We start from the raw sequence: 23307 nt of genomic DNA, 5'->3' as shown, positions 1-23307 counted from the left end.
TGCAACCTCCATTAGTCGCCGTTCTCAATGCTGTGAGTGTCTCACTGATCACGTGGCCCGCAGCTCCGTTCCGCCCTTGCCGTCGACGAATGCTCCCATGCGCGCGAACTTTTCGGCGTCCTCGAACAGCACCGCCTGCGCCAACAGATCGACGTGAGGGTGGGCCGCGGCGGGCGCGTCGACCGCGAGCTTGGACAGCCTCAGCGCCTTTGCCGAACTCATCAGCATGCGATCGACCACCCCGTCGGCGGTTGAGAACAAGTCCTCCGGTTCGGTCACAGCCAAGACCAGCCCGTGTCGTAGAGCGTCGTGGGCATCGAGCGTGTGCCCAGCAAGCAGAATCTGTTTTGCCACGCTCTCTCCGAGCAGCCTGACCAGCCGAAACGTAGCGCCCGCCCCGGCAAGAATGCCCAGTCGAGGTTCGGGCTGTCCGAATTTCGCGCGCGTGCTGGCCAGCCGGATGTCACAGGCGTAGGCCAGCTCAGCACCACCGCCCAACGCCCAACCATCGATTGCGGCTACCGTGGGCATGGGGAGGCAACGGACACGCTCAAAGAGCTTGAGGTTAATACCCTTTAGCGCGTCGTCGCTGCGGCGCTCAAGCAGCTGGCCAATGTCTGCGCCACCAGCGAACACTCCCTCGCTGCCTCCGGTCAGTACCAGCATCTTGGGCTCGCGTTCCAGTTCAGCACAGAGGTCGTGCAGCTGGTCAACCATTTCAGCGTCAATGGCATTGCGTTGCGCCGGACGGTGCAACCGCGCCCACGTGCGGTCAGCTCGCCGATCAACGAGCACCGTCTTCTCATTCGTCACGTCGCTCCTATCGCCACAGCGCCCGCATGACTGTTGACACTATTGTGATTGTACGACATGAATGTGTATAGCGTTTCTACTTTCGGAGACGCCTCCGCCGGCGTAGGTCTTGAGCATCTCTTGGGAGGTTGACACGGTCAAGTACGGCAACGCCATCATCAAGGACTTGGTTCCCAACACACGCCTACGACGAAATTCGCGTCTCTTCGAGCAGCAGACAACTTTGCCGTAACGAAATTCAGGAAACTCTTCCCTTCAAGCCAATGCGTTTCGAGTCTGTTCCAAGAACTACCTGATATTAGGCTTGGTCGAGTCCGGTTAGTGCACCGCACTGACGTGCTGGTGTCGAGGTTCAAAGTCATTCTGCTGCAGCACGATCATAAGCAACCTCCAGTGCGACACCGCCACTCTGATCGTGGATATCCTCCGATATCCATGAATAAAGTCCGCCCCCTGGGACGCTATGGCGCAACCCCAAACTCGCTGATGATGGTCACGGCGGCGGCGGCTCAAGGGATTTGAAATCCGGCGCTTTACCGGCACCCCGGGCGCTGGTATGCCAGAGGCCTGCGTCAGTAATACGTACCGGGCGCGGCTGCTCCGCCCGGCGGTTGGTAGCCAGCGGCTGAATTCCGCAGCTGCCATATCAGCGCAGGACAAAGCAAGCTGACCGCATACGAAACCAGGTAATTGGCCGCGAACTCATCGTTGGGGGTCACGTCCCTCTTCACGTCACCCATAATCTGCCCGTACGCTTCGCCCCCGCCGACCTTGTCACAGATCCCGTGGCCGTAGGCAAGCGCGTCATTGTTCGGAAAGCCGTAATGCCGCCGCACCACCACGTCGTAGACATACTCGACCTCGGGCGCCGGTACCGCACGCGCCGGCGGTGCCAGTGCCAGCGGGACCCCGCTGACGGCAGTTGCGGCGACAATCACGGCGACGAGCGATCGACGAAAAGTGGTCCTCTGTCGACGTGCTGATCCGACCAGGCTTCGCGCGGCTATCGGCATACACGGAGACGTTAAACTATATAACGGATACGATCTAGCGGTTTCACCGTCGCCGGGATGACGTGTACGCCGGAGGACGCGAGCGATGAGTTCGCCGAAGAACTGCACGCCTGGGTGCCTGCGCACCAAACTCACGTTCATCCGGTGCCCTGACGCTTCAGGTGTGTTGCGCGAAGGGTGGCACGATCGAGCTTGCCTGCGCTGTTGAGTGGCAGTTCGGCGACCGTGTACCAGTAACTCGGGATCTTGAATCCTGCCAGCGTGACGCGGGCGAACGAACCTAGTTCCTCGGGCCGCGGCGGATGAGCCGAATCGGCCGGCACGACAAACGCGGCCAGGGTTTCCCCTAGCCGGGCCTCCGGCACGCCCACCACGCCGACCGCGGCAACCGCGCGGTGAGTGCTGAGCACATTCTCAATCTCCAGGGGATAGATGTTCTCCCCACCGCGAACCACCATGTCATGCCGACGACCGCAAAGCCGGAGATAACCGTCGGCATCCACCACACCCAGATCGCCGGTGTGCAACCACCCGTCGGCGGCCTGGACGGAAAGGTGCGTCGCGGAGGCGAATACTTCGCCGATGCCGGCCCGGTCCGGCTCGTCGATGTGCAGACGAAGGCCGCTCACCGGCCGACCTACGGTGGATAGAACGTCGGGATCTTTGGCGGCAGCTAGGCGATGATCGTCAGGGCTCAGGCTGGTGATCGGGCTGCCCTCGGTTTGGCCGTAGAGGCTGACGATCGCGACGTCGGGCAATACGCCGAGAACGCGTCGCAACGTGTCGACGCTGATCGGCGAGGCGCCATAGATCAATGTATCGAGCGGAACCGCGTCGAGAAGTCCCTCGCTGAGCAACATTTCGATCATGCTCGGCACGAGCAGGCAGTGGGTGGCGTGAAGTTGCTTCAGGTTGCGCCACCAGTCGAAGGAGAATCTCGTGGTACAGATAACTGCCGCCCCGGCCCTAAGCGCTACCAGGATGTTGCCCAGACCACCGATGTGATGTAGCGGCGCACCGGTGGCAAAGCGGTCGTCGGGGCCAATGCCGATCAAGCGACCTAACAGCGCGGCGCGCGCGTCAAGCACTCGCTCGCTCAGCGAAACTCGCTTGGGAACTCCGGTGGTTCCCGCGGTGTGCAAGTAAATCGCTGTGGGACCGGGTTGCGGACGGAGCGGACGCCTCGACACCGGCAAGCAAGGTATCGTCACCGCGCGGATCCCGACCGCGTCGGCGACGTGGCGAGCCGTCTCGGCGAACGCGGCCTCGGCGAGTAAGACCGCCGAGCCGCTTCGACGCACCGTCTCGGCCAGTTCTGCGGAGGTGTGCCGCGGCCCGAGCGGAGCCAGCGGTCTGTCGACGGCGGCACCGCCGAATAGCAGTGCCAGCGCGTCGGCGTTGGTGGTCAGTAAAGCCGGGACCGGTTGACCTGGCTGCACGTCGAGATCGACGAGCAGATCCGCGGCGGTGACGCTCTTGCCCGATCAATTCCCGGCCGGTCACGAAACCCCCGTCACCGATGACCGCGGGACAATCGCTACGTTCGTGGACCGCGCAAAGCCGCTCGAGCCACGTCATTTTCGCAGCACCTCTTCCGACCGTTTCCTCAAAACGATAAATAGTTTACTGTTTACGTGAATCTTCACGAAGGAGGGCGCGGCCGACGTGCGAATCATCGTCACCGGCGGAAACAGTGGCGTCGGTAAGGCGACCGCGCACGCCATGGCCGCCGCGGGCCACGAAGTGATCATCGCGTGCCGGACCCCGGCAAAGGGGTACCAAGCCGCCGCGTCGATGCCCGGCGATGTCGAGGTACGGGAACTGGATCTGGCCGACCTCACCAGCGTGCGCAAGTTCACCGACACCGTCGACTACGTCGACGTACTGGTGAACAACGCCGGCGTCTTGGGTTTGCCGCTGACCCGCACGGCCGACGGCTTCGAGGCTCATATGGGCACCAACCACCTCGGCCACTTTGCGCTGACATGTCTGCTCGGCGACCGGATCCGCGACCGTGTCGTGGCAGTGGCCAGCACCAACTACAACACCGCTCGCATCCACTTCGACGACCTCAACTACCACCATCGCCGCTACAACCCGTGGTCGGCCTACGGGGAATCCAAACTGGCGAACCTGCTCTTCGTGCGGGAATTGGTCGCCCGCGGCAAGATCGCCTACGCCTCGGATCCCGGCATGACCGACACCGGGATCACCCGCAACGGTTCGGGTGCACTGCAGTGGGCAGGACGAGTGCTCTCGCCGCGCATTGCGCAGAGCCCGGCCGACGGGGCCCGCTCGACCATTCAGGCGATCACCACCACCTTGCCCAACGGCACCTACATCGCGCCGCGCGGCCTGATGCACCAGTGGGGCACACCGAAGCCGACCAAGCTCAAAGACAAGGCGCGCGATGCGGACAGCGCGCGACGGCTATGGGAGATCTCGGCGGAATTGACCGATTGCCAGTGGCAGGACGTGAGTCCATGACCGTCGAGCGCCTGCTGCCGACACCCGAAGCACGCGAACTTGTCCGACTGGCCGCCGACGTCGCCGACAAGGTGCTCGATCCGATCGTCGACGAGCACGAGAAGAACGAGACCTATCCCGACGGTGTCTTCGCGACGCTGGGTGAGACCGGGCTGCTGACGCTGCCGCACCCGCAGGAGTGGGGCGGCGGCGGACAACCCTACGAGGTATACCTGCAGGTTCTCGAGGAACTGGCCGCCCGGTGGGCCGCGGTCGCTGTGGCTGTCAGTGTCCATGTGCTGTCCTGCCATCCGTTGATCGCGTTCGGCACCGACGAGCAACAACAGCAGTGGCTGCCGACCATGCTGGGTGGTGACAAGATCGGTGCCTACAGCTTGTCCGAGCCGCAGGCCGGTTCCGACGCCGCCGCCCTGACCTGCAAGGCCACCGCGACCGACGGCGGTTACCGAGTCAATGGCGCCAAGGCCTGGATCACCCACGGCGGCATAGCTGATTTTTACAACCTATTCGCTCGCACAGGCGAAGGCGGACGGGGTATTTCGTGCTTTCTGGTCGATAAGCGCACCGACGGCCTGACGTTCGGCAAACCCGAGGAGAAGATGGGCCTGCACGCCATCCCGACCACGACGGCACACTACGACAATGCGTTCGTCTCCGAGCAACGTCGGATCGGCGCGGAAGGACAAGGACTCCAGATCGCCTTCAGTGCACTGGATTCGGGCCGCCTGGGCATCGCCGCGGTAGCCGTCGGGCTGGCGCAGGCCGCGCTCGACGAGGCGGTTTCCTACGCCCAGCAACGGTCGACGTTCGGCCGCAAGATCATCGATCATCAAGGCCTGGCGTTCCTGTTGGCCGACATGGCTGCCGCAGTCGACTCCGCGCGTGCTACGTACCTGGACGCGGCGCGGCGACGCGACGCGGGACTGCCCCACTCGCGCAACGCTTCCGTGGCCAAGCTGATCGCCACCGACGCCGCCATGAAAGTCACCACCGATGCCGTCCAGGTATTTGGCGGTTACGGCTACACGAGGGACTATCGTGTCGAGCGCTACATGCGCGAAGCCAAGATCACCCAGATCTTCGAGGGCACCAACCAGATTCAGCGACTGGTCATCGGCAGATCGTTGGCCGGATCATGACCTATCAACGCCCCCAGTTGCGCCTGGCACCTAGTCCGACCGCCGAGTCGCGGCCGTTCTGGACGGGCGGCCGTAACGGCGAGCTGCTGATCAGCCGGTGCCACGATTGCGGCCACTTCTTCCACCCGCCCGGGCCGGCCTGCTGGCGCTGCAGAAGCACTCACGTTGCGCAGGAACCCGTTTCGGGGCGAGCCACCGTGGCGGCGTATACAGTCAACCGCCAGAATTGGATTCCCGGTTACGAACCGCCTTACATCGTGGCGATGGTAGAGCTTGCCGAGGAGCCCGATACCCGGCTTATTTCCAACGTGGTCGACGTCTCCCCGGACGAGATCCACGTTGGGATGGCCGTCGAGGTTTTCTTCGAAGACTGGACCGCGCTCTCGGGCGAGGAAGACAGTCGCGTGTGGTTGCCGCTGTTTCGCCCCGTCACGAATTGATCGATCCGCTGGGCCAGATGCTGCTAATGTGACAGTCAACTGTCAAACCGTCGGTTAGGACGCGATATGACCAGCCAGGCCTTGCCCATCACGCTGCGCTCTCCCGAGGACCTGACGCCGGCCGTTCTGACCTCGCTGCTGCGTCGCCACCGGCCCGCGGTGACGGTCACCGATGTCCGGGTCCAGAGCACCTGGCAAGGGACCACCTCACACATCCACCTCGACGTGGACTACGCCGATGGCGACACCGACTTGCCATCAAAGCTTTTCGTCAAGACACAACTTGGTACGGTGCACGATCTTCCCGCCGCGGTCGACGAGTCGCTGTCGGAGGGCGGCGGCGGGACGGTTCTACTGGACGACGAGACGACGTTCTATCGCAATCTTCGCGACGACCTCGACGTCGAGACCATGACGACCTACTTCGCTGAACATCTCGACGGCCCGTCCCAGTTCATGGTGATCGGCGAGGACATCACGATGCGCGGAGCGCAGGTGCCCGACGCGGTGGCCGGTCTGCCTGTCGAGCAGGTCGACGAGCTGTTGGCGACGTTGAGCCGCGTGCACGCCCCGTTCTGGGCGAATCCGAGGCTCGGTGGACACGGCGACCTGGCGTGGCTACAGCATCCCGTCACCGGCGGGTTCGCAGAATTCCTGCGCACCAACGGTTTCGCGATCATCCGCGCGTTCGTCGACATTCCCTATAAGCGGGAGCTTCTCAACAAAACCGGCGCCGACATGGACGCCATGGAGGCGGCGTTCTGGACCCTGCAGGACCGGGTGGCTCACGAACCGATCACGCTGTTGCACGGGGATCCGCACCCACGCAACACGTACGTTCTACCGGACGGCCGCGTGGGGCTCCTGGATTGGCAGTTGGTGCGACGGGGTTCGTGGTCCCACGACGTCGGCTACGCCTTGATCGGCGCGCTGCCGCCTGCAACGCGTCGCGAGCATGAGCGCGAACTCCTCGACAACTACCGCGGGCGCCTGCTCGACGCCGGCGTCTCGTCGGTGCCGGACCGCGAACAGATGTGGACCGCCTATCGGCAGAGCCCGGCGTGGGGGTTCTGCATGTGGGCCATTACGCCCGATCAGATGTATTCCGTCGAGGTCGTGCGCGCTGTGCTCGGCCGCTTCGCCGAGGCCTACGCGGATCTCGGCACCGGCAAGTTGCTGAGCTGAGAAACAGCACCATCGTCGGCGCGCCCTTTAAGTTCGGCCTATCGGTTATTCCAGACGGTCTCCGGTCTGGCCTGCAGCAGATGAACCTCGCCGTCGGCGTCCACGGCCCACTCAACATCCACGGCGTACCCGGCGTTTTGCTCGATTTGTAGGGCGAGGCGGGCGACCTGGAGCAGCGTGTCGTCATCGATGCTGGGTGCATCACCCTCGCCGGGCGCGAGATCGACAATTCTGACCGCCCCGCTTTCGTACCGATGAGCGCGAGTCTGGCGCGCAATCTCCCGCTTGCGCAAGCACAAGCGGGCCTTGTCGACCCAGGCGCTATCGGTTTCCACGTCGCCATTGACCACGCCTTGACCCAGGCCTAAGGCTGACGCGGTGTAGATCTGGCCACGGTCTCCCGTCACCGGTTCCAACGTGATCGTCACGCCTGCTGCGACTGCCGGCACCATTTGCTGAACAACCACCGCCATCGCCACATCATCGGAAGCCACGTTCAACCGCCGGCGATACCCGATCGCCCGCGGTGTGAAAAGGCTTGCCCAACAACGAACAACGGCATCCAGCAGCGCGGGAGCACCTTCGATCCACAGATAGGTATCTTGCTGACCGGCAAACGACGCCTCGGCCGTGTCTTCGGCAATCGCGCTGGACCGCACCGCTACCGGCCCGCCACCCATCTGGGCGTAAGCGTCCACAACTTGGGCAGCGAGGCTCTCCGGCAGGGTGACTTGGTCGAACAGCGTCATGATTGCCGCCGACCGGTCCCGGTCGGTGCCCGATGTCGCCAGTACTTCCGCGATGCGTGGCGCGACTCCTGCGGCGGCAACGGCCTCGTGGTAGGCGCTCACAGTGACGACAAACCCTGGCGGAACCGACAGACCTTGCTTGATCAGCGCCCCGAGGCCGGTAGCCTTTCCACCGACCTCGTGACTCAGCTCCGAAGTGCACCGATGCAGCGGAAGAACCTGCGTCGCTGCGTGTTCCGGCCTGTGCGCACCTTCTGCCGAACCCCGGCGGTCAACCGCGCCGGTGGGCTTTTGATCAGTTGTCATCGCGGTCGGCTACTTGATCACGAATTCCGGTATGCGATAACCGGTGTCACCGAGGTCGACGATGCGCATCTGCACCGGCTGCCCGATTCGCACGTCGGCTGGATCCGCGTCGATGACCGCGTTGATCCGCAGGCCCGGCTGCTCCACCAGTTCGACGAGCCCGACGACATACGGGGGCACCCGACCGGGAACGAGGGCCTGGCGCACGACGATGAAGCTGAAAATTGTGCCGTCCCCGCTGACTTCCTCGAAGTGCACGGGGCCACCGGTGTACCGGCTGCGTTCCAACGGCGGATGGATCCATTTCCCAGTGTCGTCGCAGCGGCACAACATCAACGAACCGTTCTTCAGACCCTCCCAGTAGGGCGCCGAATCGGGGTCAGGCACCGGAATCGGTGCCGCCAGCGCTGGACTCGTCATGGCTTCTCCCTGCTGTAGACGTTGGCGCCACCGAAGGGCCCTCCACCGGCAGTGACCAGCGCGAGCTGGGCATCGTCGACCTGACGCACGCCAGCGGCGTGGCGGAGTTGCAGTGCAGCCTCGTAATGGTGGTTGAGGCCGTGAATGTAGCCCTCGGACAGCAGCCCTCCATGCGGGTTCACCACCACGTCACCGCCGTAAGTGGCGCGCCCGGTCGAGAAGAACTTGCCGACTTCGCCTTTCTCGCAGAAGCCGAAGCCCTCCATGGTGGCCATCACCGTATAAGTAAAGCAGTCGTACATGCAGGCCACGTCCATGTCCGATGGACTCAGGCCTGTCTTTTCCCAGATTCTGGGACCCGCTGTGCGGGAGTACATCTCGGTTGGGTCGTCCCACTCGCTCCAACCGGCGCCGCCCTGCGAATTCGACGATCCGACCAGCCACATCGGGGGCTGCTTGGTATTGCGGGCGATGTCCTCGCCGACAATCAGCACCGCCACCGCACCGTCAACCTCCGAAGTGCAATCCAGTACGCGGAACGGCTCGTTGATCCAGCGGGCTGCGAGATAGTCATCCATGGTCAGCGGTTCGCGTCGCAGCGCATGCTCATTGGGGCCCGCGTGCCTTCGTTGAGTGATCGCGATCTGACCAAGATCTTCACTGGTTGAGCCGAACTCGTGCTGGTGCCGACGTGCCCACATCGCGAACCACTGCGGCGGCACCATGAAACCGGAGGCTGTGTCGAACTGGTCGTGGTGCTGGACCCGCATGGGTCCTTCGATGTGACCGAACCGATAGCCGGAGCGTCCGTTAAGCGACCGATACACCAACACGGCCTTGCACATACCAGCCTCGATGACCGCGGCAGCAGTGGCGATTTGGTCAGCCACGAGATTGCCGCCGCCATACATTGCGTTGGCCCAGGCTAATTCGTCGATGCCCAGCGCCCAGCCGACGTAGATCGGCTGTTCGGAGTCGTTGGCCATGAACGTGCAGATACCGTCGACATCGGCCGCCGTGAGTCCGGCATCGGCGATGGCGTCGCGGCAAGCAGCCACGGCCATGCCGCGGGTCGTGCGGCCGGAGTTGCGGGAGTACTCGGTACGGCCGATCCCGACAACGGCACAAACCATTTGTCTTCTCCGATCTACTTAGGCGCCGGGTCGCGCGGCAGGCCCAGAATGCGTTCGGCGACCAGGTTTCTCACAATTTCCGACGTGCCGCCCGCGATCGTCAGGCACCGGCTGAACAGATAGTCGTGTACGACATTGGGTTCCTCTCCGACCAGGATGGCCCGGTCGGCAATTCGCAGCGCCAACTCTGCCACCCGCTGAGCGTGCTCGGCCCCGAACAATTTGGCGATGTTGCCTTCGACTCCGGGCCCGGCGTCGAAGACGGCTCGGGCGGCCTGCCGCAGATTCAGCGTGGCCAAGGTGTAGGACTCGATCAGCAGCGCACCGACCTCGCGGGCGATGCCGGTGTCACCGGGCCGATGGCGGGCCAGCAGATCGAGCAAAGCGCCGGCGGTCATGGTGACCGAGCCGCCGCCGATCGACACGCGCTCGTTGCCGAAGGCCGCCATCGCTACGCTCCACCCGTCGTTCACACCGCCGACCACATCACGATCGGGCACGAAAACGTCGTCGAAGAAGACTTCGTTGAACAGCGTCTCACCGGTGATCTCGGTGAGCGGGCGAATGCGCACGGCCGGGTCGGCGAGGTCGATGATCATCGCCGTAATGCCTTTGTGCTTGCGCACGTTCGGGTCGGTGCGCACGGTGGCCAGGCCGCGTTGGCAGTTCACCGCATCACTGGTCCACACCTTCTGACCGTTGACCACCCAGCCACCGTCGACCCGCCTGGCCTTGGTAGCAACCGCCGCCGCGTCCGAGCCGGCGCCAGGCTCGCTGAACAGCTGGCACCACCGCAGGTCACCCTCCAGGCTCGGCCAGATCAGTCGCTCGACTTGTTCAGGACTACCGTGTTGCAGTAGCGTTGGGACCACCCATTCACCGAGGCCAAGACTGGGTTTGTCCAAACCGTCCAGGGTGTCCTCGATGATGAGCTGCTCGACGCTGTCGGCGGCCCGGCCGTACGGAGTGGGCCAATGTGGTTGAAGATAACCGCTGCGCGCCCAAAGCCTTTGGTGATCGTCGGCGTCGGCCGCCTCCAGTTCTGCCCGGAAATCCAGTGCGGCCTGGCGATACTGTTCGGCGCCCTCGGGCAGGTCGACCGACTGGCGTCGGCGAACGCCGTCGCGTTGCAGCGCGATGACTTTGTCCCGCAACGCATCCTGGTCGCCGGCGAAGGTTTGTAGAACCGTAGCCCGTCTGATGTAGAGGTGAGCGTTGTGCTCCCAGGTGTACCCGATGCCGCCATGCACCTGCACGTTCTGCAAGGCCACCCGCTGATAAGCGGTCAACGCATGTCCGGCCGCCATGGTCGCGGCCAGCCCGGCCTCCGCACCATCGGCACGAGCCGCGTCCCAGGTCGCGGCGACTGCGAGTTCGGTGTCGACAAGCATGTTCGCGCAATGATGTTTGACTGCTTGAAACGAGCCGATAGGTCTGCCGAACTGCTCGCGCCCGGCGGCGTAAGCCGTCGCCATCTCGGTGCACGCGCTCAACCCGCCAACTGCCTCGGCTGCGGCCAGCAGTCGAAGGATCCGCGTCGCCGTCCCGGCCGCACCCGGGAGGATTTCAAGTACCGGTGCCGACTTCAGGCCGAGTACCACGACCGGGGCCAGCAGCCGATCTACCGATTCGATAGTTCGAATGCTGACGCCCTCACCGGCCGCCAGCAGCACGAGGTCGTCACCGGCGGGAAGCAAAAACAGGTCTGCACCTGACTCGGCCAATGCCGGTACCGCAGCGGCAGTGACCGCCGAATCGCGAACGACAGCACCGCCGTCGGTGCCGATCCCTGCGATCACGTCACCAGACACCAGCCGCGGCAACCACCGTTCCCGCTGCCCGTCCGTCCCGGCTTCAGCGATAACCGCAGACACTGCGACCGTGGGCAGGAAGGGTCCGGCCACCGCAGCGCGGCCCAGTTGCTCCAACACGATCGTCAGTTCAGGCAGACCGTAACCCTGGCCGTCGAATCGTTCGTCGATATGCAGGCCAAGCCAGCCGGTGGAGACCATCTCTTTCCAGAGTCCGTCGGTGGACCACCAGCGGTCGCTCTTCTCACGGTCGAGCAGGATCCGGCGGGCGCCCGCGGGGCCGGCACGCCCGGCGACCATTGCGGCCGCTACTTCGGCGAGGGCGCGATGATCTTCGGTGATCGCCAAGGGCATTAGCGGCTCTCCAATCTGGTCACCACGGTGTACCGAACCGCTCGCGGCATGTCAGCGATGTGGCCGGGCGGCGGCGAGGCGGTGAGAGCTTGCGTGCGGGCAGACCGACATAGACTGCGGCCATCGGGATCAGATTCTGCGGCAGTTCCAACAGCTCCCGCACCTGATCGACACCAAACGTGGTCAAGCCGGTGGTCAAACACGAACCGTAGCCAAGGTCTGCGGCAGCCAGAAGCATATTCTGCACAGCCGGGTAAATCGACGGCGGCGCATAGATCTCCGGCACCCGGTCCGTGTCAGCGCATACCACGATGACCACCGGCGCCGCAGCGAAACCTCCTTTACTGCAACCGAACTCGAGGTCAGCAACCAATGCCTTGTCTTCGACGCTCTGCTTGACGAAGTCACCTCCGCCCGCGTTCCATGTTTCTGTCCACCACCCCGCGAGGAGAGCGCGGTTGCGGTCGTCGCGGACTACGATGAACGTCCAAGGCTGGGTGTTTTCCGCGCTCGGTGCGTGCACCGCGGCGGCAAGCATCCGCTCGACGTCGGAATCGGGCACCTTGCCGTCCGGATCAAAACGACGACACGCGCGTTGAGCGTGGATGACAGCAAGTAAGTCGCCCACTAGCTATCCGCCAGAACGCGTTTGCCGCGTGGCGCCCATCCGGTCAGGGAGATGGTGGTCAGATCGAGCCACTCCCCTAGGGACAGCGTTCCGGCCATGACTCGTTTCAGGAATTCCGCCATCACGACTTCGGGCTCGTTGTCCAGCTCGTAGATCACCATGTAGCGGTGGGTCGGCGGCGGCAACTGAGCGGGCAATTCTTGGTCGTCCGGGACTTTCAGTTCGACGATGTCGTAACGCTGTGCGGCCACGACCCCCGGGACGTCGAGAACCTCCGGCAAGTGCTGAGCGTCGTACCACTTGTTGAAGGCCTCATCTTGACCGTCGATCGGATTGGTGAGCGCTATGAAGAGATTCGGAGCCACGTCGGATACCTTTCGCAACGGCCGGGATTAAGTCACACTATGACGGTCGACTGTCATAGTCAACGAGGCGGCGGACCGGTGAGACTCGATCTCTCGAGGTAGGCGTAGCCGGTCTCCCCGCCCCATGTCACCTCGGCCCAGCTGACGGTGTAGGCCTGCGCCGGATTAACCAGCCCATAGGGCAGGCCCTCGGCCATCGACAGCCACAGCGACGAGCAGATGGTGGCCTCGATCGGTTGACCGTCGAGCTTGCAGCCAAATTGCTCACCGTCGCGCTGCAACACCGCCGGCGGCGGAATCTCCTCCAATTTCACGTGTCGCAGTGAACCGTCGGTGACCGCGTAAGCACCCTGCAGCGTGACACGCCCATCGCGGGCCCAATACCTGCAGAAGCCGAATGCGCGGCCGCTGGGCATGACTCCCCCGGCGATGACGTGGCCACCCCAGTCGGTGAGAGTGTCGGCCCCGCGTGGCCCACGCGAATGATCGCGCCAGCCACCACCGTCGAACTGGAACGTCTCCGATCCTACGGTCACCTCGCCGACGACACGGGTGAGCTGCTCGTAATGTTCTCTGGCCCAGCTCTGTTCGGCCATTCCGGCGCCCGAGTCGGTCGGCGGACTGGCCTCGGCGTCCCACACCGGGGTCACGCCGTGCACCTCCAGATCCAGGCGAACGTGGGTCTTGGGCCCGTCGGGCAATGGTGCGCAGCGCATCGCGTCATAGGAAGACCGCACACAGAATCCGTCAAAAGTGATGTGCCATTTCGCGAACGGCTCTTCACACCGGAAAGCCAGATTGGCTCCCGCGGGCCGGCGCTCGGGCACAGTGCGGTGATACGCCCACATGGACAACACTCCCCGATCCGCGGGCAGCGCGATGAGGACACGGTCCTCCCACATCTCCCACATGTCGGCGACCGTGCCCAGGTGCAGCCACATGCCGACGTCGCGCACTGGGTCGTAGTGCGTGAACAGCAGATTCTCGGTCCAGCCCGGTACCGGCGGGCAACTGGTCACGACTTGCTCGTTGGCCGCGGGCAGACCCGAGGAGAGCGCGCCCGGCTGCACGCTCACTTCTGCACCGTGGACCGGGACCGGACCAGCAATGCGATCTCGCCGGTGGTCCCGTCCACCCGCACAACATCGCCGCTGCGTAATGCCCTGGTGCCGTTGCCCGTTCCGACCACGCACGTGATACCGAGCTCCCGCGCGACGATCGCCCCGTGACTGGCGGGACTGCCCATGTCGGTTACCAGGGCACCCGCCAGCGAGACCAACGCGGTCCAGCCAGGGTCGACGAACTTGCAAACCAGTACCTCGCCGTCGTCGAGGGTATCCTGCGATTCCGGATCAACCACCACCCTTACCGTGCCTTCGAAGACCCCTGGACCTGCAGGCGTTCCGCGAATAACGGCATCCTCTGAAGCCGGCTCATTTGAGCTTTCGATGGCCTCGGGCATCCCGGTGAAAACCGACGGCACCTCAAGGCGCCGGTACTCCTCGCGCCGGCTTCGGCGAAACTCCACCAATTCGCGCACGTTCGCGGGCAGCGGAACCAGCAGTTCGTCCACGGTCAGGTAACAGGCGTCGTCGACCCGATCCAGCGTCCCGGCGTCGACCAGCTCGGCACCGAACCCGCCGGCTGCCGCGCGGCATCCGTCAACGGCGGTCAGGAACGCGGCCTTGGTCAGTTCTACGGCTCGCACCTGAGCCCCCGTCGACGCCAGCAGGCGACGCACCAACAGGCGTCGCGCCGCGGGAAGCGTTGAGAGCAAGTCGGCCTCGGCTTTCCGGCGCGTCGCGGCTGCACGTTCTGCACGCACCGCCGGGCGGTCGGACTCGGGCCTGCCGCTGTGGGCGGCGGCCGCACGCAGGACCGCCTCTGGGTCCTCCCGCCACGAATGACCGATCACATTGCCCTCGTTGGGACCATGGAAACCGTGCCGAGAAAGAAACTCGTCTAACGTGATCCGGCCGTGCCCCAACGACCACACGTCATCGGCCAATTCGGTCTCGATCACGCCGCCATACCCGGCCAACAGCGCGGGCACCAGATCATCACGACCCGCCTTGGCGGCAATCGATTCGACCTGTGCGCGAAACACATTGAGGATGAGACGGGTACGAACATGCACCCGCATCGCCGCGCTGAACCGGTTGGAGGAATCAGTGAGCAGATTGCGCGGATCAGGCCCTCGTCCAGTTAGTACGGTTGCCCGCCACCAGTCCATCTGGCGCTGGTGTAGGCGGCGCGGAGCGGACCGCGCTCGCGCCAGCACCAACGGCGCCTTGACGACGACTGCCGGCAGCCGGCTGGGGTCGCTCCGGGTCGGAACCGCATCGGGCCGCACTGCGCCCAACAAATCACGCTCAAAGTCGTCACCGGTCATTCCGGGCAGCAACCCGGCAAGTTCGCGGGCGCGATCGACGTTCATCGCTTGTCTGCCAAAGAAGCAGGCGGTGCTCCACCGATTCGGGTCGTCGGGTACCCGAAGCGCCGAGCGCCCCAGCACTCCGAAGTCGTACAGGCCGCCGCGGGAAGCGAACTCGACACCGGTCCCCCAGAGTGACCAGCACAGCGGGGAGAGGATGTCCGGCGTGGCTTCGCCAACGTTCGTCAGGGTCCAGAGCCGGCCGGGCTCGCTGCTGCCTCGGATCGGATCGGTCAATGGCACCGCGGGGCCGGTGTACATGGTTCTCCTGGTCGTATCGACTGACAGTTCACTGTCCAAACTGCAGTCGATTGTCGCACTGAACGAGCCGCTGCGTAAGACAATCCGCATCTTCAAACGCTGGCCACTTGGATCTTGACGATTGGCAGCTGACTGTCATAATGAGCGGGTCACGCTCGACGAGCCGTCGGATCATTCGGTCGGCGGTCCGCCACCGGCCCAGGAAATCGGAGGGCGCAACATGAGATTCGCCGTCAATCTGCCGAACTGCATGCACGTCGCGGCGATCACGCAGCCGTGGGAACACCACCTCACCGGCGCCGACATCGCCCGAGTCGCTCAACGTGCGGAGCAGTTGGGTTACTCGATGGTGTTCCTGCCCGAGCATTTCCTCACCTCGACTAGCCATCTCGAGTTTTCCGGTAACCACTATTTCGACGCGACCACCGCTCAGGCCTTTATTGCGGGCGCCACTTCGACGATCACGATCGGCTCGATGGTGACGATCCTGCCGTTGCACAACCCTGTCGTCATGGCCAAGGCGATCGCGACGCTCGACTGGCTCAGCGGCGGTCGGGCCCAAGCCACCGTCGGCGTCGGCTGGCTCAAGGACGAATATGACGCGATCGGCATTCCTTTCAACAAGCGCGGTCGCATCGCGGACGAATGTCTGGCCGCGATGTTCGAGTTGTGGGACAGTGATTCGCCGACCTTCGAGGGTGAGTTCGTCAAGTTCAACGACGTCGCGTTCGGACCCAAGCCCATCTCCGAGCCCCACCCCCCGGTGTGGATGGGCGGAGACGCCGACGCGGTGTTGCGCCGGGCGGCCAAATTCGGTGACGGCTGGGCACCGTGGCTGACCAAGCCCGACGAACTGCCGGCAAAGATGGATTACCTGCGCTCACAACCAGAGTTCGATGATCGGCCGTTCTCCCTGTTCTACAGCCTGGCGGTGCTGTCCATTGGTGAAGAGCACGCGATCATCGACGATCCCAACGCGCAATTTGGCCAAAATGCCCAGCAGGTGATCGACAACTGCAACATGCTGGCCGAGCGCGGCGTCACGGATACCTGGGTGAATCCGCCAGAGCTGGAAGGACTTAACGCCTACCTCGACCACATGCAATGGGTAGCGGAGGAAATAATCCCGAAGGTCGGCTGAGCCTTCGCACGGCAGCCGCCAGATTACTGGCGCCGCGCCGACGGCGTGATGCACAGCGGTACCGACTGCAGGGACATCGTCCCGGTCGGCCACGGCATCTGTGGCGGCTTGCCCAGCGCAAGAGTGTATTCGGGGATGCGTGAGTGCCACTCCTCGAGGATGAGGCGGAGCTCGAGACGCGCCAGGTGTGAACCGAGACAGCGGTGCGGTCCACGCCCGAAAGCGAAATGCACGGCCTTGCTGTCGAGATGAAGCTCGTCGGCATCCTCGTATCGGCGCGGATCGCGGTCGGCGCTGCCATAACTGAGCATCACCGTGGTGTCTTTGGGCACGAACCTGCCTGCCACTTCCACCTCCTCCGTGGTGACACGTGGCGCGAACGGTACCGGGCCGTCGACACGCAGAATCTCTTCGACGAACGCCGGGATGAGTGTGACGTCGTGCGCGATACGCCGGCGCATCTCGTCGTCGGCCGCCAGCCTGGCCAGGGAGAACCCGACGGCAGAGGTGACGGTGTCGAGGCCGGCCAGCACGAACATGAAGCACAGACCCAGGATTTCGTTGTCGGACATTCCTCCTTCGTCGGTGTCCTGGATCAGCTGGGTGAGCATGTCGTTACCGGTCGCATCGGCGCGCCGCTCGGCGATGTGCTCGGTCAGATAGGTGAATAATTCCAGCGCATGAGCCATCACCTCGGGGGTCGCCTCGCTGCTGCTCGGATCGGTGAACTGCAGAATCGCGTCCTTCCACTGCACCAGCCGGTCGCGGTCGGCCATGGGCAGCCCGAAGAGGGTCAAAAAAACCTGCGAGGGAAACGGTGTCGCAAGATCGGGAACCACGTCGCACTCGCCGCGGGCAACAATTGCATCGATCAATTCGCCGGCCTGCCGGCGTAACTCGGGTTCACGCTCGGCCATCTTCTTCGGACTGAAGAACGGGTCGAGCATGCGCCGGAAGCGGGTGTGATCTGGTGGATCGATCGCGATCGGTACCAACGGAACCGGGCTTCCCAGCCGGTCGAAAGCCCTTGCCGAAGAGAAGATTTCAGGCTTCTTCGCCGCGAACTCGACAGCCTCGGCGCTGGTGAGCACGATCTCCTCGCCAGAACTCACCGCCTCACCGGCCTCCCGCAGCTCGCGCCAAGCACGCGTGCGGTCTTCCGCGAAGGGCAGATCGTTGATGTTGAACGTTCCGGTTGTGCCGAGCTCGGTCATCGAGACGGAGATCCTCTCTACCCCGCACCGGCCGGCGCTTGGGTCGTTTGACAGTCAACTGTCATACGTTGGAAGTATCGTTGGTGTAACGGCAGGTGTCAACGATGTGCCGTCACCCGTGATCGTTGTACTGTCAGGACAGTCGTACGCAGGAGGAGGTTGGGCAATGGCCCGGGGCGACCGATCACCGCGCGACGCGCACGCGGACCGGGTCCGCAATGCTCTGCTCAACGCCGCCCTGAACCTGTTCAGCACGAACGGGTACGACGAGACCACCACGGACCAGATCGCGGAGAGCGTCGGCGTCTCACCGAGAACCTTCTTCCGCTACTTCCCCACCAAAGAGTCGGTGCTCTTCTTCGGTGAGTACGACTTCATCGACGCGGTCAGCGGCGTTTACCTGGCTCAACCGGAGAAGGCATCCGATTTCGAGGCATTGGCCAATTCGTTCGCTCTGCTGGCGCCGGGCCTCAAGCGCATCCGCAAGAGGATCGCGCAATACCACGACGCCGTTGCATCGTCGCTGGTGCTGCTGGGCCGCGAGCGTAAAAACCATGAGGCCAACGCCGAGACTGTCGCCAAGGTGATCGCCGAACGACGCCGATTGCCGGCACCCGACAGCGAATGCCGGCTCTTGGCGGCAGTCGGCATGCTGCTGGTCGAGCGCGCCCTCAACCAGTGGCTGTCAACACCGGGTCGCTCGCTTGATGATTTGATACGCCAGGAATTCGCCGCGCTGCCCGCGGTCCTCAAATAGCCGTGAATTAACGATCTGCCATGCGGGTGCCATCGGGGCAGTGCCGGGGCGTTCCCGGTCCGCAGTACTGGGTACGCAGATAGCTTGGATAGGTTTGGGTCGGACCGGCGTAGAAGCCGGCGAGGTTCACCGGCACGTCGTACAGACCGATCGCCACCACATGCAAAAAGCCGGTCACCGCCAGCACCCTGAGCAGCCCTCTGATCCCTGGTCCGGCCCACTCCAACGTCTCCACGCCCGCCTCGACCCGGGTTCTGCCGTCATGGTTGCGGAAAAACATCAGTGCGCCACTGGAACTCAGCACCAGCGACCACAGGATAGGGCCGTACAGCGGAATCTGCACGGTCTGACCCGCCCACAATGTGACGCTGGGAATCGACGCCGGATAGCCGAGCAGACCGTGGCGCACGGCGAAGATCTCGAGCGGGAACTCGATCACGTACACCGTGAGCCAACCGGCACAGAAGGTGCGGACGGGTCCCAATGCCGGCCACCTGTTCCGGGCGCGACCCATGCCCCAGCGGGCGAGCGAGCCCATGGCCAGCGGCATCCAGACGTAGATCATTCCGATCATCAGCACAGGTTCGGCCATCAGTCGACCGTCGGGGCTGAGCCAGCCGGGGATGTTCTGCGTCCAGTTGCCGAAGTTGAGCAGCCCCGCGTTGTAGAACAATGCCGGCTGAAACCAGTTGATCAGCGGGTCGTGCCACCAGGCGATCGCCGAGCCGATCACGACGGCGGCTTCGACGCAAAGTTGACGCTCGCGGATGCTCTTGCGGACTACGTAGACGATCGCGATCAATGCCAGTATCGGACAGGCGATCTGGAAGGCGGTCATCGCCAAACGAGTGGCTCCGGGGATCGGATCCGGCCCCGGATTCACCGGTGTCGCATTGCCTGACGCTATCCAAGAGATGTAGACGTAGGCGGCGATGACGACGAAAACCGCACCGACGCTCGACCAGAACAGCACCGGCCGAATGGTCTTGATCCGCGCGGGCTCGGTGGCCGACGACTCTGCCTTTCGAGGCGACTTCAGATCCGTCACTGCGCAACTCCTTTGGCACGACTAACCAAAGATGACAGTTCACTGCCATAGTGTCAATGTCCGGGATCGAAAACGTATGCGACTGGCCGTACAGTCCGTTCATCCGCGCAGCGTTCATCTACAGCCCCGCAACCCGCCAATGGCCGCGTCGGCACACCTGGTCACAAACTCCGCTGACAAAAGCGATGTAGTCAACTAGGTTATATACGTAGAAAGATCGGTTTTGATGGAGCCCGATCCCTCCCTTGCTCGCTGAGAGGCAACGATGCTTGTCGCCACGTCACAGCTGGCGCCACCGGCGACCCTCCATCCATCCGGTGTCTGGTTCTTCAACTGGGTGATACCGATCGCCGGCAGCATATTCATCGTTCTGGCGATCGCCGATGTCATCCGGCGGCGGCGCCTGACGTGGGGGTTTCTGTTCCTGTTCAACAGCCTCGCGGTGTACTGGATGGAGACGATTGGTGACTGGGGCCAGATGCTGTTCTACAGTCCGGCTTTCGCGCAACACCATCTGCTCGAGTGGCTGCCGATCAAGACGCCCAACGATCCGTTGTTCATGCCATTCGCGTACGCGGTGTATTGGGGAGTGCACGCGATCCTGGTGCTGTGGCTGAGTCAATGGGTATCCACGCGGTTCGGCTGGAGCATGCTCAAATCCATGCTGGTGCTTGCGATTCCGGTTAACTACGTCTGGGACTTCGTGGTCGAGGGCACCGCTACGGCAATGGGTTGGTGGACATACGATCCCGGCATCGGACCCGTTCTCCAGTGGGGCAACGGGGGTCGCATCACGCTGCTCTGGACCATCGGCATCATGTGTGTGTGGCCCAACCTAATCGCCTACTGGGCCGGCAAACCGCCGATTCGCGGCCTCAATCATTTCGAGCGATTCTGCCGCTTGGATCGTTTCACCGTCCCGCGGACCGGGTCGCATCCGACCGGCCGCACCGAAAGTCGGGGCGGAACGGCCTTGGCTGCCCGGCAAGCGGTCTTGACCAAACGGCAAGAATTCGACGGTTACCTCAACTACGACGTAGTGATTCCCCGGTGGCGCTTCGAACTCATGCGGCTCGGCGCTTGGTTCATCGTCTTCCAGGTCACCTTCTTCGTCTTCCTGATCATTCCGCTGGTGGTGTTGCGCACCATGACCGGCGCCGACAGCCCCTTCGTTCCGTGATACGAAAGGAGTCGCGGTGGCAAGCGACCGCATGAAAGATCTGGCCCCCGAATTCTTCCTGCCTCCGCAGACCGATGCAGCGCTGCGCCGAGAGACCGTCCGTCTTGTTGCGGCATGCGTCGCGTTCATCGTGATCCTCGGCGCCGTCGTGGCGCTGACGCAAGGCATCGTCATCACGGTGTGATGCAATGGCCGGACCGCGACTCATCTAACATTGGTGTCACTTCAAGCGAAGAGGTGATGAGCGTGACGTCGGAGCGGTTGGTGGTCTGCGCGAGCCACAGCCCGGGCAAGGAACGCGATGTCGAACACGCCTTCGGTCGCCGGTTCCGCTCGGCACTGACATCAGCGGCCGAGCAAGCGCAGAAGTTCGATCCCGACGTCGTCATTGTGTTCGGCGGCGACCATCGTCGGGCATTTCGCCATGTGGTGCCCGCCTTCGGGGTTGCGCTGTCCGCGTCGATTCTGGCCGAGGGCGGCCACCCGGCCGGCGACCTGGATGTCCCGTCCAAGTTGGCACGCGAGCTGTGTGAACACCTGCTGTCGGCCGGGTTCGATGTCGCCGCATGTCGCGACATCGGGCTGGATCACGCGTTCGCGCAACCTGTTCGGGACTTACTCGGGGAGTTGGCGATCAAGCCGGTGATCCCGGTGCCGGTGAACTGTGCCACGGCTCCGCTGCCGAACGGTCGTCGGGTCGCTGAATTCGGTGCGGAAGTCGGCCGGTTCCTAGACGGGATCGCCGAGCGGGTGCTGGTGATCGGCACCGGAGGGTTATCACATTCACCGCCGAGTCTAGAGGTCGACACCTACGACCTCAGCGACGAAGACCGGGCGCGCATGATCGCCGAGGGTATGGCGGACGCGCGTACGAAGATACGTCCCGATTGGGACGGCGAAGTGTTGGATGCCATGTCGAAGTGGGATGTCGCTGCGTTGGTTCAACTCGTGGACACCGCCCACTCCCGTGCCGGTGCGGGCGCCAACGAGGTCCGGACCTGGCTTGCCGCCGGCGCGGCAGGTGGCGGCCGGCCGGTCACGCCGCTGGTCTACGAGCCGGTGCCGGAATGGATCACCGGAATGGCCGTCGCGGCCTCCCACCTGACCAGTCCAGCCGTCATCTGACACTGCGTACATGTAGATTTCGTTACGTCATATGCTATTCGAATTGAAGACAACAAACTAATATCGTTCTTCTGACATCTTCGTCATATCATCCTCGGAGGCACCGCATGACGACTGCCCCGTTGGCAGGCATCACTGTGGTGAGCCTCGAGCAGGCAGTCGCGGCGCCATATGCGACCCGCCAACTCGCTGATCTCGGCGCGCGGGTGATCAAGGTCGAGCGACCGCAGGGCGGCGACTTCGCCCGTGGCTACGACCGCGCGGTGCACGGCGAGTCAAGCTACTTCGTCTGGCTCAATCGCCGCAAAGAGTCGTTGACCGTAGACGTCAAGCAACCCGAAGGCAGACGCATCGTTGACCGTCTGCTGGAGGGCGCCGACGTGCTGGTGCAAAATCTGGCACCGGGCGCAGCAGCCCGGCTGGGATTAGATGCCGAATCGGTTTCCCGCACGCACCCGCAAACCATTACGGCCACGATCAGCGGCTACGGTCAGGACGGCCCATGGAGCGACCGCAAAGCATATGACCTTCTTGTACAGGCCGAGGCTGGACTTTTATCGGTGACCGGCTCGCCGGACGAAGTGGCGCGCACCGGTGTATCTATCGCCGATATCGCTGCCGGCATGTTCACCTTCTCCGCGATCCTCACCGCGCTCTACACGCGCGCCACGACCGGTGCGATACACCCGGTATCGGTGTCGTTGTTCGATGCGTTGGTCGAGTGGGTGTCGCAGCCGCTCTACTACGGCCGGTACGGCGGAACGGCGCCGCCACGCACGGGTGCGCGGCATCCGACGATCGCGCCGTACGGCCCATTCACCGCGGGCGACGGCCAAACCATCCTACTCGCCGTGCAGAATCCAGCCGAATGGCAGCGACTTTGCGAGACCGTCTTGGGCAGAACGGATCTCGTCGCCGACCCGCGGTTCGCCACGAATCCCGATAGGGTGGCGAACCGCGACGAGTTGGAGGCGATCATCGCTGCAGCGGCCGCGCGGCTGAGCTCTGAAGAGCTCGAGAAGCGCCTGCAGACGGCCGGCGTGGCACATGCCCGGATGAATGATGTGGACCAATTGTGGCTGCATCCGGTGCTCGTCGGCCGGGACCGGTGGCAGGAGATTCAGACACCGGGCGGTCCGGCGGCCGCGCTGCCACCGCCCGCTGCGCTGGCCGGCGTCGATCCGTTGATCGGTGACGTGCCCGCGCTGGGTGAGCACAGCCGAAAAATATTGTGCGAGTTGGGATATTCGATGAAGGCGATCGATGGTCTTGTCGCCCAAGGTGTTACGACGGCATAGGCGGGG

The 23307-nt window shown here is 63.8% G+C and carries 22 protein-coding genes and 1 pseudogene; 10 read left to right on the top strand and 13 right to left on the bottom strand.

What is annotated here, in order from left to right; genetic code table 11:
• Window positions 1-48: 48 nt before the first annotated feature.
• The 3 genes from BN973_RS29280 to BN973_RS29270 form a co-directional block, all read right to left on the bottom strand.
• Window positions 49-813 (bottom strand): enoyl-CoA hydratase/isomerase family protein, encoded by a 765-nt coding sequence (locus BN973_RS29280; RefSeq protein ID WP_036473891.1) that lies wholly within the window; start codon window positions 811-813, stop codon window positions 49-51.
• 572 nt (window positions 814-1385) lie between these two features.
• Window positions 1386-1826 carry a DUF732 domain-containing protein gene (locus BN973_RS29275; protein WP_084163678.1) on the bottom strand — a complete coding sequence of 147 codons (441 nt, stop codon included), beginning with the start codon at window positions 1824-1826 and terminating at the stop codon, window positions 1386-1388.
• Window positions 1827-1963: 137 nt separating this feature from the next.
• Window positions 1964-3265 (bottom strand): class I adenylate-forming enzyme family protein, encoded by a 1302-nt coding sequence (locus tag BN973_RS29270; RefSeq protein ID WP_232232257.1) that lies wholly within the window; start codon window positions 3263-3265, stop codon window positions 1964-1966.
• Between the two features lie 226 nt (window positions 3266-3491).
• Between BN973_RS29270 and BN973_RS29265 the strand changes: the two genes are divergently transcribed.
• From BN973_RS29265 to BN973_RS29250, 4 genes are all read left to right on the top strand, one after another.
• A complete protein-coding gene (locus BN973_RS29265) occupies window positions 3492-4313 on the top strand; it encodes an SDR family NAD(P)-dependent oxidoreductase (RefSeq protein WP_036473887.1) in 822 nt (273 codons plus the stop codon).
• Window positions 4310-5452: an acyl-CoA dehydrogenase family protein gene (locus tag BN973_RS29260; RefSeq protein ID WP_036473885.1), complete on the top strand. Its 1143-nt coding sequence runs from the start codon at window positions 4310-4312 to the stop codon at window positions 5450-5452. The genes BN973_RS29265 and BN973_RS29260 overlap by 4 nt, the downstream gene beginning before the upstream one ends.
• A complete protein-coding gene (locus BN973_RS29255; RefSeq protein ID WP_036473883.1) occupies window positions 5449-5892 on the top strand; it encodes a Zn-ribbon domain-containing OB-fold protein in 444 nt (147 codons plus the stop codon). The genes BN973_RS29260 and BN973_RS29255 overlap by 4 nt, the downstream gene beginning before the upstream one ends.
• Window positions 5893-5958: 66 nt before the next feature.
• Window positions 5959-7077: a phosphotransferase gene (locus BN973_RS29250; protein ID WP_036473881.1), complete on the top strand. Its 1119-nt coding sequence runs from the start codon at window positions 5959-5961 to the stop codon at window positions 7075-7077.
• Between the two features lie 38 nt (window positions 7078-7115).
• Here the strand turns inward: BN973_RS29250 and BN973_RS29245 are convergent, their stop codons facing one another.
• The 8 genes from BN973_RS29245 to BN973_RS29210 are packed head-to-tail and all read right to left on the bottom strand — an operon-like array spanning window position 7116 to window position 15538.
• On the bottom strand, window positions 7116-8132 hold the full coding sequence (locus tag BN973_RS29245; RefSeq protein WP_051641705.1) for a PEP/pyruvate-binding domain-containing protein: 1017 nt from the start codon (window positions 8130-8132) through the stop codon (window positions 7116-7118).
• Window positions 8133-8141: 9 nt separating this feature from the next.
• Window positions 8142-8552, bottom strand: coding sequence for a Zn-ribbon domain-containing OB-fold protein (locus tag BN973_RS29240; RefSeq protein WP_036473878.1), 411 nt, complete (start codon window positions 8550-8552; stop codon window positions 8142-8144).
• Window positions 8549-9685 carry a thiolase C-terminal domain-containing protein gene (locus BN973_RS29235; RefSeq protein ID WP_036473876.1) on the bottom strand — a complete coding sequence of 379 codons (1137 nt, stop codon included), beginning with the start codon at window positions 9683-9685 and terminating at the stop codon, window positions 8549-8551. The genes BN973_RS29240 and BN973_RS29235 overlap by 4 nt, the downstream gene beginning before the upstream one ends.
• Before the next feature lie 14 nt (window positions 9686-9699).
• On the bottom strand, window positions 9700-11850 hold the full coding sequence (locus tag BN973_RS29230) for an acyl-CoA dehydrogenase (RefSeq protein ID WP_036473873.1): 2151 nt from the start codon (window positions 11848-11850) through the stop codon (window positions 9700-9702).
• Between the two features lie 19 nt (window positions 11851-11869).
• Window positions 11870-12478, bottom strand: coding sequence for a nitroreductase family protein (locus tag BN973_RS29225; RefSeq protein ID WP_036473871.1), 609 nt, complete (start codon window positions 12476-12478; stop codon window positions 11870-11872).
• Window positions 12478-12843, bottom strand: coding sequence for a DUF4286 family protein (locus BN973_RS29220; RefSeq protein WP_036474172.1), 366 nt, complete (start codon window positions 12841-12843; stop codon window positions 12478-12480). Before BN973_RS29220 ends, BN973_RS29225 begins: the two co-directional genes overlap by 1 nt.
• Window positions 12844-12902: 59 nt before the next feature.
• Window positions 12903-13919, bottom strand: a complete 1017-nt coding sequence (locus BN973_RS29215) for a hypothetical protein (protein ID WP_036473869.1) — start codon at window positions 13917-13919, stop codon at window positions 12903-12905.
• Entirely contained in the window at window positions 13916-15538 is a 1623-nt protein-coding gene (locus BN973_RS29210; RefSeq protein ID WP_036473868.1) for a PEP-utilizing enzyme, read from the bottom strand. Before BN973_RS29210 ends, BN973_RS29215 begins: the two co-directional genes overlap by 4 nt.
• Before the next feature lie 220 nt (window positions 15539-15758).
• Between BN973_RS29210 and BN973_RS29205 the strand changes: the two genes are divergently transcribed.
• Window positions 15759-16679: a TIGR03619 family F420-dependent LLM class oxidoreductase gene (locus BN973_RS29205; RefSeq protein ID WP_036473866.1), complete on the top strand. Its 921-nt coding sequence runs from the start codon at window positions 15759-15761 to the stop codon at window positions 16677-16679.
• A 23-nt stretch (window positions 16680-16702) separates the two neighbouring features.
• On the opposite strand, the gene BN973_RS29200 is transcribed toward BN973_RS29205, so the two are convergent.
• Window positions 16703-17893: a cytochrome P450 gene (locus BN973_RS29200; RefSeq protein ID WP_036473864.1), complete on the bottom strand. Its 1191-nt coding sequence runs from the start codon at window positions 17891-17893 to the stop codon at window positions 16703-16705.
• A 166-nt stretch (window positions 17894-18059) separates the two neighbouring features.
• Between BN973_RS29200 and BN973_RS29195 the strand changes: the two genes are divergently transcribed.
• The gene (locus BN973_RS29195) at window positions 18060-18650 is read left to right on the top strand and encodes a TetR family transcriptional regulator (protein WP_036473862.1); all 591 of its coding nucleotides are present in this window, start codon (window positions 18060-18062) and stop codon (window positions 18648-18650) included.
• 166 nt (window positions 18651-18816) lie between these two features.
• Here BN973_RS29195 and BN973_RS32260 read toward each other — a convergent pair.
• Window positions 18817-19488: pseudogene (locus tag BN973_RS32260) on the bottom strand (spirocyclase AveC family protein); the annotation flags it as partial.
• Between the two features lie 475 nt (window positions 19489-19963).
• Between BN973_RS32260 and BN973_RS29185 the strand changes: the two are divergent.
• The 4 genes from BN973_RS29185 to BN973_RS29175 all read left to right on the top strand — a co-directional run bounded on the left by BN973_RS29185 (window position 19964) and on the right by BN973_RS29175 (window position 23301).
• Window positions 19964-20878, top strand: coding sequence for a spirocyclase AveC family protein (locus tag BN973_RS29185; protein ID WP_156959197.1), 915 nt, complete (start codon window positions 19964-19966; stop codon window positions 20876-20878).
• A gap of 31 nt (window positions 20879-20909) precedes the next feature.
• On the top strand, window positions 20910-21062 hold the full coding sequence (locus tag BN973_RS31285) for a DUF7156 family protein (RefSeq protein WP_420029214.1): 153 nt from the start codon (window positions 20910-20912) through the stop codon (window positions 21060-21062).
• A 56-nt stretch (window positions 21063-21118) separates the two neighbouring features.
• Window positions 21119-22003, top strand: coding sequence for a 3-carboxyethylcatechol 2,3-dioxygenase (locus BN973_RS29180; protein WP_084163677.1), 885 nt, complete (start codon window positions 21119-21121; stop codon window positions 22001-22003).
• A 107-nt stretch (window positions 22004-22110) separates the two neighbouring features.
• Window positions 22111-23301, top strand: a complete 1191-nt coding sequence (locus tag BN973_RS29175) for a CaiB/BaiF CoA transferase family protein (protein WP_036473860.1) — start codon at window positions 22111-22113, stop codon at window positions 23299-23301.
• Window positions 23302-23307 lie beyond the last annotated feature (6 nt).

The sequence above is a fragment of the Mycobacterium triplex genome, from assembly GCF_000689255.1.
Lineage (GTDB): Bacteria > Actinomycetota > Actinomycetes > Mycobacteriales > Mycobacteriaceae > Mycobacterium > Mycobacterium triplex.
The sequence above is the reverse complement of the archived record's forward strand: the minus strand, read 5'-3'. Positions and strand labels throughout refer to the sequence as shown.

What these genes read in the sequence shown, in the direction of transcription:
- BN973_RS29275 (WP_084163678.1), bottom strand. Translation starts at nt 1,826, where the DNA reads ATGCCGATAGCCGCGCGAAGCCTGGTCGGATCAGCACGTCGACAGAGG.
- BN973_RS29260 (WP_036473885.1), top strand. Translation starts at nt 4,310, where the DNA reads ATGACCGTCGAGCGCCTGCTGCCGACACCCGAAGCACGCGAACTTGTC.
- BN973_RS29255 (WP_036473883.1), top strand. Translation starts at nt 5,449, where the DNA reads ATGACCTATCAACGCCCCCAGTTGCGCCTGGCACCTAGTCCGACCGCC.
- BN973_RS29250 (WP_036473881.1), top strand. Translation starts at nt 5,959, where the DNA reads ATGACCAGCCAGGCCTTGCCCATCACGCTGCGCTCTCCCGAGGACCTG.
- BN973_RS29245 (WP_051641705.1), bottom strand. Translation starts at nt 8,132, where the DNA reads ATGACAACTGATCAAAAGCCCACCGGCGCGGTTGACCGCCGGGGTTCG.
- BN973_RS29240 (WP_036473878.1), bottom strand. Translation starts at nt 8,552, where the DNA reads ATGACGAGTCCAGCGCTGGCGGCACCGATTCCGGTGCCTGACCCCGAT.
- BN973_RS29235 (WP_036473876.1), bottom strand. Translation starts at nt 9,685, where the DNA reads ATGGTTTGTGCCGTTGTCGGGATCGGCCGTACCGAGTACTCCCGCAAC.
- BN973_RS29230 (WP_036473873.1), bottom strand. Translation starts at nt 11,850, where the DNA reads ATGCCCTTGGCGATCACCGAAGATCATCGCGCCCTCGCCGAAGTAGCG.
- BN973_RS29210 (WP_036473868.1), bottom strand. Translation starts at nt 15,538, where the DNA reads ATGTACACCGGCCCCGCGGTGCCATTGACCGATCCGATCCGAGGCAGC.
- BN973_RS29205 (WP_036473866.1), top strand. Translation starts at nt 15,759, where the DNA reads ATGAGATTCGCCGTCAATCTGCCGAACTGCATGCACGTCGCGGCGATC.
- BN973_RS29200 (WP_036473864.1), bottom strand. Translation starts at nt 17,893, where the DNA reads ATGACCGAGCTCGGCACAACCGGAACGTTCAACATCAACGATCTGCCC.
- BN973_RS29195 (WP_036473862.1), top strand. Translation starts at nt 18,060, where the DNA reads ATGGCCCGGGGCGACCGATCACCGCGCGACGCGCACGCGGACCGGGTC.
- BN973_RS29185 (WP_156959197.1), top strand. Translation starts at nt 19,964, where the DNA reads ATGCTTGTCGCCACGTCACAGCTGGCGCCACCGGCGACCCTCCATCCA.
- BN973_RS31285 (WP_420029214.1), top strand. Translation starts at nt 20,910, where the DNA reads ATGAAAGATCTGGCCCCCGAATTCTTCCTGCCTCCGCAGACCGATGCA.
- BN973_RS29180 (WP_084163677.1), top strand. Translation starts at nt 21,119, where the DNA reads ATGAGCGTGACGTCGGAGCGGTTGGTGGTCTGCGCGAGCCACAGCCCG.
- BN973_RS29175 (WP_036473860.1), top strand. Translation starts at nt 22,111, where the DNA reads ATGACGACTGCCCCGTTGGCAGGCATCACTGTGGTGAGCCTCGAGCAG.